Origin of the sequence: Paenibacillus sp., from assembly GCF_035645235.1 — a bacterium.
Lineage (GTDB): Bacteria > Bacillota > Bacilli > Paenibacillales > YIM-B00363 > Paenibacillus_AE.
In genome coordinates, this window is sequence record NZ_DASQMZ010000185.1 from 1 (window position 1) to 6895 (window position 6895).

The following is a 6895-nucleotide window of genomic DNA, read 5'->3' on the forward strand; positions in this document are numbered from 1 at the left end:
CGGCGAGGTGTATGCTTTGCACGACGCCTTCGGCCAGTTTCGAAGCGGTAATCGAGCCGTCCGCGAGGGCGGCCTCTTCCACGCTGCCGATGCTCAGATGCTCGGCATCGACCGATTGCGGCGCAAGATGCTCCGAAGCGACCGAACGCGCTTGCAGATGCGCGGAGCCGATCGCGCGAGGCGCGATTTTGCCGGAACCGATGCTGCCGTCCGTCAAATGAGCGCTGTCGATGGCGCCTTCCGCGATTTTCGTCCCGAGCACGGAACGGTCCTCAAGCTGTTTGGATGACACGGCGCCGTCGACCAGGTGATCCTGGCGTACCGAGCCGAATACCAGATGCTCGCTGTTGACGACGAATTCGCCGAGATGCTTGCCGGTGACGGAGCCGGACGCCAACGTCTCGGAGGAGACGGAGCCCCTGGCCAGTTTCGCGGCAGATACGGAGCCGTCCTTCAAGGCCGTTTCGGTTACGCTCTCCGGGGCAAGGTGTCGCGCGGCGATCGAGGACGAAGCAATATGGGCCGCGCCGACGGCATGATCGCGAAGCTGCGGGGAGCCTACGGCGCCGGGGGCAAGCTTCTCGATGGTGACGCTGTGATTGCGCAGATGCTTCGTGCCGATCGCGTCCGCATCGATCTTATCGCCTGTGACGGCGCCTTCGCCGAGCTTATCTAACGTAAAGACGCCGTCTTCGAGATGGCGCGCTTTCACGGCGCCGTATGCGATATGCTGCTCTTGAATCGCTTCGAGGCCGATCGATTCGGTGACGATCGCCCCGGGACAAATCTTGTCGCCGGTGACGGCATGGTCGGCAAGCTTCTCGGTATGAACGGCCCCGTCTTGCAGATGATCGGCGCCTACGGAGGACTTGGCGAGGTGCTCGGCGCGTACGGCTTGCTCGGCGATCTTCCCCGGCAGGACGCTCCGATCCGCGAGCTTCGATCCGACGACCGACTCTTTGGCGAGCTTCGACGTTGTAATCGCATAATCCGCGAGGTGCTCGGTGTGTACGGCTTGTAGGTCGATATGCGGACGCTTCACCGCTGCCGGCGCCAAAGACTCTTCCGTAACCGACTGAGGCGTCAGATGCGTCTTGCCGATAATGCCGGGTTGAAGCTTGTCGGCGGTTACGCTCTGTTCGGCGAGCTTGTCGGTCGTTACGGCGCCGTTCGCAAGGCGGTTCGTCGTCACGGCTTGCAACGCGAGCTTCTCTCTCGTAACGGATTTCCGCGCGAGCTGCTCCGCGCCGACCGATTCCGGTTCAAGATGATCGGAGCGAATGCTCTGCGGAGCGATGGTTCTAGCGGTCACCGATTCGTTCTGGAGCATGTGGTGCATAATCGCATCCGGTTGAATGTGCTCGGAACGGACCGCGCCGGGCTGGATATGAATCGAGGCGACGCTTTGATCGGATAGCTTCGTCGACGTAACGGAACGGGGGACGAGCTTCTCCGCGGTCACGGAGAGATCCGCGAGTTTCATGTTGTTCACCGCTTGGTGGGCGAGGTGTTCGGTGCGGATCAGCCCGGGGGCGAGTTTGTCGGAGGTGACGGAGCCCTCCTGCAGCATGTCGCCAGAGATGGACTGCGGCGCAAGGTGCTTGCTCGTAATGGAGGCGTTCGCCAGCTTGGTGGCGTCGATGATTTGATCGGCGAGCTTCTCCGGCGTAATGCTGGAATCGGCCAGATGATAACCGTGTACGGATCGAAGCGCGAGCTTCTCTTCCGTGACGGAATGATCGGCAAGATGGCGTCGCTGCACGGCTTGATCCGCGAGTTTCGGACCGGTGACGCTGCCGTTTTCCAGCTTTCCTTCATTTATAATGTAGTCTTGCAGCTCGGACCGGCCGATGCTGAGCGGTTTAATTTTCGTGCCTTCGATCGTGCCGCTTTTGATTTTCGCGTTCGTGATCGATTGATCGGCGATGTCTTCGGTGTAAATAAGCGGGCCGGTCACGAAACTCCGGCGCTTCTCGATCTCGGCGGTTAGCGCCTGCAGCCGGACCGTCGGTTTCCTTCGAGTTGTTTCGGCGGGTTTTCTTGCCTTCGCGGCCCCCGGTGACGGGGCGGCTGCGGGTTGATCGGCGGGAACGATGTCGAGCTCCCCGATCGGGAGCGCTTCCCGCTCGTTCGGTCGAACGGCGAGGCGCCCCTGCGTCTTGGCCTTCTTCTTCATACGCCACAATACTCCCTTCGCGCTTGACGAATCTAGAGTACCATATGCAAAGGCCTAGACGTCGGCGACGAAGAGGGCTTAGGCGAGGGCCCATTTTCGATAGTATTCGTTTCATTCCGACATTTCATTGGCCTCCGGGGACTGTGAAATTATTGCATGCATAAGGAAGTCGATCTTTTCCTTGACGTGCGCCTATAAAATTTGATATTATAGTGAGCGTTGGTCTGTGACTGTGCGATGATGCGAGAGGTTGCCGACACACCCGGCTCCTTTGCCATGAAGTGGGCATGCGGTGGTAGACGATGAGGTCGGAGAATTTTCGCGGAGTATGTCCGATTACAAAATTGGGCGATAGAAGGAGGGATTTTCACCATGGCGAAGCAAAAGATTCGTATCCGCTTGAAGGCGTACGATCACAGGGTTCTTGACCAGTCCGCGGAGAAAATCGTCGACACGGCAAAGCGTTCCGGAGCAGGCGTTTCCGGTCCGATTCCGCTGCCGACGGAGAAGCAAATCATCACGATTTTGCGCGCGGTGCACAAGTACAAGGATTCCCGGGAGCAGTTCGAAATGCGCACGCACAAGCGTCTGATCGACATTGTCAACCCGACGCCGCAGACGGTCGACGCGTTGATGCGCTTGGACTTGCCGTCCGGTGTAGATATCGAAATCAAGCTCTAATACAGAGCGACGCAATACAACCCTTGAAAGTAACTACTTATGCATAGAAAGAAAAGAGGTGTCAACATGACAAAAGGTATCTTAGGAAAGAAATTGGGCATGACGCAAGTGTTCACGGAGGACGGCAACGTCGTTCCGGTGACGGTGATCCAAGCGGGTCCTTGTGTAGTTCTTCAGAAGAAGGACGGCGAGAACGACGGCTACACCGCGATCCAGCTCGGTTTCGACGAGAAGAAGGAAAAGAACACGACGAAGCCGGCGCTCGGACACGTGAAGAAGGCGGGTACGACTCCTAAGCGCTACATTAAAGAATTCCGCGGTGTCGACTTGTCTCAATACGAAGTTGGCCAGGTGGTAACTGCCGATCTGTTCGCGGAAGGCGAGTATGTTGACGTAACGGGAACTTCCAAAGGCCGCGGAACGCTCGGCGCGATCCAACGCTGGAACATGAGCCGCGGACCGATGTCCCACGGTTCCAAGTACCACAGAGGCCAAGGCTCCCTCGCGATTCACCGCGACGCGAACCGCGTGCCGAAGGGCAAGAAGATGGCGGGCCGTACGGGTAACGAGACGGTTACGCTGCAAAACCTGAAGGTCGTTAAAGTAGACACGGAGCGCAACGTTCTCCTCATCAGCGGCTCGATCCCTGGCGCGAAGAACAGCTACGTGAAAATTAATTCGGCAGTTAAGAAATAAGGAAAGGAGGAGCATCCATGCCTAAAGTTGCTGTATATAACGTAAGCGGCGCCCAAGTGGGCGAAGTGGAATTGGCGGATACGGTGTTCGGCGTCGAGCCGAATAAACACGTAATGCACGATGCAGTCTTGCTGCAGCAGGCTTCCCTGCGCCAAGGCACGCATAAGACGAAGGGTCGCAGCGAAGTTCGCGGCGGCGGTCGCAAACCGTGGAAACAGAAGGGTACCGGACGCGCGCGTCAAGGTTCTATCCGTTCTCCGCAATGGAAAGGCGGCGGTATCGTCTTCGGACCGACTCCGCGCAGCTACGGCTTTAAGCTTCCTAAGAAGGTTCGCCGTCTTGCGATTAAATCCGCGCTCTCCGCGAAGGTGATCGATCAAGATATTATCGTACTAGACGCGCTCGCGATTGCGGCGCCGAAGACGAAGGAAATCACGGCGCTTCTGAACAACCTGAAGGTCGACCGCAAGGCGCTTGTCGTCACGGCTGAACACGACGATAACGTAGCATTGTCCGTACGGAATTTGCCGAATGCGAAGTTCGTATCGGCGGAAGGCATCAACGTGCTCGACGTACTCGGTTACGACAAGCTCATCATCACGAAGGATGCCGCCAAGAAAGTCGAGGAGGTGTTCGCGTAATGAAGAGCCCATACGATATTATCCGTCGCCCGATCATCACGGAGCGCACGAGCGAATTGATGGAAGACAAGAAATACGTCTTCGAAGTCGATCGCCGCGTGAACAAGACGGAAATCAAGCAAGCCGTCGAGGAAATTTTCAAAGTCAAAGTCACGGCCGTGAACACGATCAACGTACCCGGCAAGCCGAAGCGTTATGGCCGTTACAGCGGTTATACTTCCGAGTGGAAGAAAGCGATCGTTACGCTCAGCCCGGACAGCAAGGAACTCGCGTTCTTTGAAACGGCAGAATAAGCAGCATCTTTGAGATAAGGAGGGAAAACACCGATGCCAGTTAAAAGTTTTAAGCCGTATACGGCGTCCCGCCGTCAAATGACGGTGAACGCGTTCTCGGAAATTACGACGGATCAGCCGGAGAAGTCGTTGCTTGCGCCGTTGATGAACAAAGCGGGCCGCAACAACCAAGGCAAGATCACGACGCGCCACCACGGCGGCGGTCACAAGCGGAAATACCGGATCATCGATTTCAAGCGCAACAAGGACGGCATTCCGGGCCGCGTTGCGACGATCGAATACGATCCGAACCGTACGGCGAACATCGCGCTGATCAACTATGTGGACGGCGAGAAACGTTACATCCTCGCGCCGAAGGGCCTGAAGGTCGACGACATGATCGTCTCCGGTCCGGACGCGGATATCAAGCCGGGCAACGCGTTGCCGCTGGAAAACATCCCGGTCGGTACGGTCATCCACAACATCGAGCTGAAGCCGGGCAAGGGCGGCCAATTGGTGCGCGCGGCAGGCACGGAAGCTCAGTTGCTCGGTAAGGAAGACACGTACGCGATCATTCGCTTGTCCTCGGGCGAGATGCGCCGCATCCTGAAGGTGTGCCGCGCGACGATCGGCTCCGTAGGCAACGAAGATCACGAATTGATCAATATCGGTAAAGCCGGCCGTAACCGTTGGTTGCGCAAGCGTCCGACCGTCCGCGGTGTCGTCATGAACCCGAACGATCACCCGCACGGCGGCGGCGAAGGCCGCGCACCGATCGGCCGCAAGTCGCCGATGTCGCCATGGGGTAAGAAGACCCTCGGCGCCAAGACACGGAAGAAAAACAAAGCATCCGACAAATACATCGTTCGCCGCCGCACGAAGTAATCGGCGTCTCGCGAGTAGATCGAAGCCAGGAAGGGAGGATCACCCATGGGCCGCAGCTTAAAGAAGGGGCCGTTCATTGACGGCTACCTGATGAAGAAGGTCGAAGAGTTGAACGCGTCCGGCAAGAAAGTCGTGATCAAGACTTGGTCCCGCCGCTCGACGGTATTCCCGCAATTCGTGGGTCACACGTTCGGCGTGTACGACGGCCGCAAGCACGTTCCGGTATACGTAACGGAGGACATGGTCGGTCACAAGCTCGGCGAATTCGCGCCGACGCGGACGTACAAAGGCCATACCGACGACGACAAGAAAACCGGCAGAAGATAATCAACTACGTAAGCGGGAAAAGGATGCGCTTTTGGCGAATCGTTTTCCCCCAAACAGGAAGTCATGTTACTCGAGAGGAGGGTACTCCAAGTGGAAGCGAAAGCACATTTGAGCCACGTTCGCATCACGCCTCGGAAAGCGCGCCTGGTGCTCGATCTCATCCGCGGCAAGCAAGTCGGCGAAGCGATCTCGATTCTTCGTCACACGCCTCGCGGCGCGTCTCCGGTGATCGAGAAGCTGCTGAATTCGGCCATCGCCAATGCAGAGCACAACTACAACTTGGATCCGAATAAATTGGTGATCACGCAAGCGTACGCGAACGAGGGACCGACGATGAAGCGGATGCAGCCGCACGCGCAAGGTCGGGCGTTCTCGATCTTCAAGCGCACGAGCCACATCACGCTGGCGGTAAGCGAAAAGTAATTCAACAATAAGGAGGGAAACGTGTGGGTCAAAAAGTCAGCCCGGTAGGACTTCGAATCGGCATTATCCGCGATTGGGAATCGAAATGGTACGCCGATAAGGATTTCGGCAAGCTCCTGATCGAAGATGTCAAAATTCGTGAGTTCCTTAAGAATAAATTGAAAGATTGCTCCGTATCCCGCATCGACATCGAGCGCGCGGCGAACCGCGTGAACGTGACGATTCATACGGCGAAGCCCGGCATGGTGATCGGCAAGGGCGGCGCGGAAGTCGAAGTCATTCGCGGTCAACTCGCGAAGATGACGGACAAGAAAGTACACATCAACATCTCGGAAATCAAGAACGCAGAGCTCGACGCGATTCTCGTTGCAGAATCGATCGCACAGCAGCTGGAGCGCCGGATTTCGTTCCGCCGCGCCATGAAGCAAGCGATCCAGCGTACGCTTCGTTCCGGCGCGAAGGGGATCAAGACTTCGGTCAGCGGTCGTCTCGGCGGCGCGGAAATCGCACGTACGGAAGGCTACAGCGAAGGCACGGTTCCGTTGCACACGCTGCGCGCGGACATCGATTACGGCACGGCGGAGGCGCACACGACCTACGGACGCATCGGCGTGAAGGTATGGATCTATCGCGGCGAAGTTCTGCCAGCTGCAAAGCGGAGAACGAAGAAGGAAGGAGAGCAATAAACCATGTTACTTCCTAAACGCGTCAAATACCGCAAAGAACAACGCGGCAGCATGAAGGGCCGCGCGAAGGGCGGTACGGAAGTCGCTTTCGGCGAATACGGGTTGCAG

Annotated in this window: 10 protein-coding genes; 9 read left to right on the forward strand and 1 reads right to left on the reverse strand. The window is 57.5% G+C overall.

What is annotated here, in order from left to right; all coding sequences use genetic code 11:
- A partial coding sequence (locus tag VEZ38_RS17555; RefSeq protein ID WP_324895771.1) for a hypothetical protein occupies positions 1-2176 on the reverse strand: 2176 nt, incomplete at its 3' end.
- 372 nt (positions 2177-2548) lie between these two features.
- Between VEZ38_RS17555 and rpsJ the strand changes: the two genes are divergently transcribed.
- From rpsJ to VEZ38_RS17600, 9 genes are all read left to right on the forward strand, one after another.
- A complete protein-coding gene (gene rpsJ / locus VEZ38_RS17560; protein ID WP_013921163.1) occupies positions 2549-2857 on the forward strand; it encodes a 30S ribosomal protein S10 in 309 nt (102 codons plus the stop codon).
- A 66-nt stretch (positions 2858-2923) separates the two neighbouring features.
- Positions 2924-3553, forward strand: coding sequence for a 50S ribosomal protein L3 (gene rplC / locus VEZ38_RS17565; protein ID WP_324895775.1), 630 nt, complete (start codon positions 2924-2926; stop codon positions 3551-3553).
- A gap of 17 nt (positions 3554-3570) precedes the next feature.
- Complete coding sequence (gene rplD / locus VEZ38_RS17570) at positions 3571-4194, forward strand: 50S ribosomal protein L4 (RefSeq protein WP_324895777.1); 624 nt, start codon at positions 3571-3573, stop codon at positions 4192-4194.
- Positions 4194-4487, forward strand: a complete 294-nt coding sequence (gene rplW, locus VEZ38_RS17575) for a 50S ribosomal protein L23 (protein ID WP_324895779.1) — start codon at positions 4194-4196, stop codon at positions 4485-4487. The genes rplD and rplW overlap by 1 nt, the downstream gene beginning before the upstream one ends.
- A 33-nt stretch (positions 4488-4520) precedes the next feature.
- Positions 4521-5351, forward strand: a complete 831-nt coding sequence (gene rplB / locus VEZ38_RS17580; protein WP_324895781.1) for a 50S ribosomal protein L2 — start codon at positions 4521-4523, stop codon at positions 5349-5351.
- A gap of 45 nt (positions 5352-5396) precedes the next feature.
- Complete coding sequence (gene rpsS, locus VEZ38_RS17585; protein WP_324895783.1) at positions 5397-5678, forward strand: 30S ribosomal protein S19; 282 nt, start codon at positions 5397-5399, stop codon at positions 5676-5678.
- A 90-nt stretch (positions 5679-5768) separates the two neighbouring features.
- On the forward strand, positions 5769-6101 hold the full coding sequence (rplV, locus tag VEZ38_RS17590) for a 50S ribosomal protein L22 (protein WP_324895785.1): 333 nt from the start codon (positions 5769-5771) through the stop codon (positions 6099-6101).
- A 23-nt stretch (positions 6102-6124) separates the two neighbouring features.
- A complete protein-coding gene (rpsC, locus tag VEZ38_RS17595) occupies positions 6125-6787 on the forward strand; it encodes a 30S ribosomal protein S3 (protein ID WP_324895787.1) in 663 nt (220 codons plus the stop codon).
- Positions 6788-6790: 3 nt separating this feature from the next.
- Positions 6791-6895 (forward strand): ribosomal protein L16 (locus VEZ38_RS17600; protein WP_414694737.1); only part of this gene is annotated, 105 nt, incomplete at its 3' end.

Coding starts and splice junctions, on each gene's coding strand:
- rpsJ (WP_013921163.1), top strand. CDS start 2,549: ATGGCGAAGCAAAAGATTCGTATCCGCTTGAAGGCGTACGATCACAGG.
- rplC (WP_324895775.1), top strand. CDS start 2,924: ATGACAAAAGGTATCTTAGGAAAGAAATTGGGCATGACGCAAGTGTTC.
- rplD (WP_324895777.1), top strand. CDS start 3,571: ATGCCTAAAGTTGCTGTATATAACGTAAGCGGCGCCCAAGTGGGCGAA.
- rplW (WP_324895779.1), top strand. CDS start 4,194: ATGAAGAGCCCATACGATATTATCCGTCGCCCGATCATCACGGAGCGC.
- rplB (WP_324895781.1), top strand. CDS start 4,521: ATGCCAGTTAAAAGTTTTAAGCCGTATACGGCGTCCCGCCGTCAAATG.
- rpsS (WP_324895783.1), top strand. CDS start 5,397: ATGGGCCGCAGCTTAAAGAAGGGGCCGTTCATTGACGGCTACCTGATG.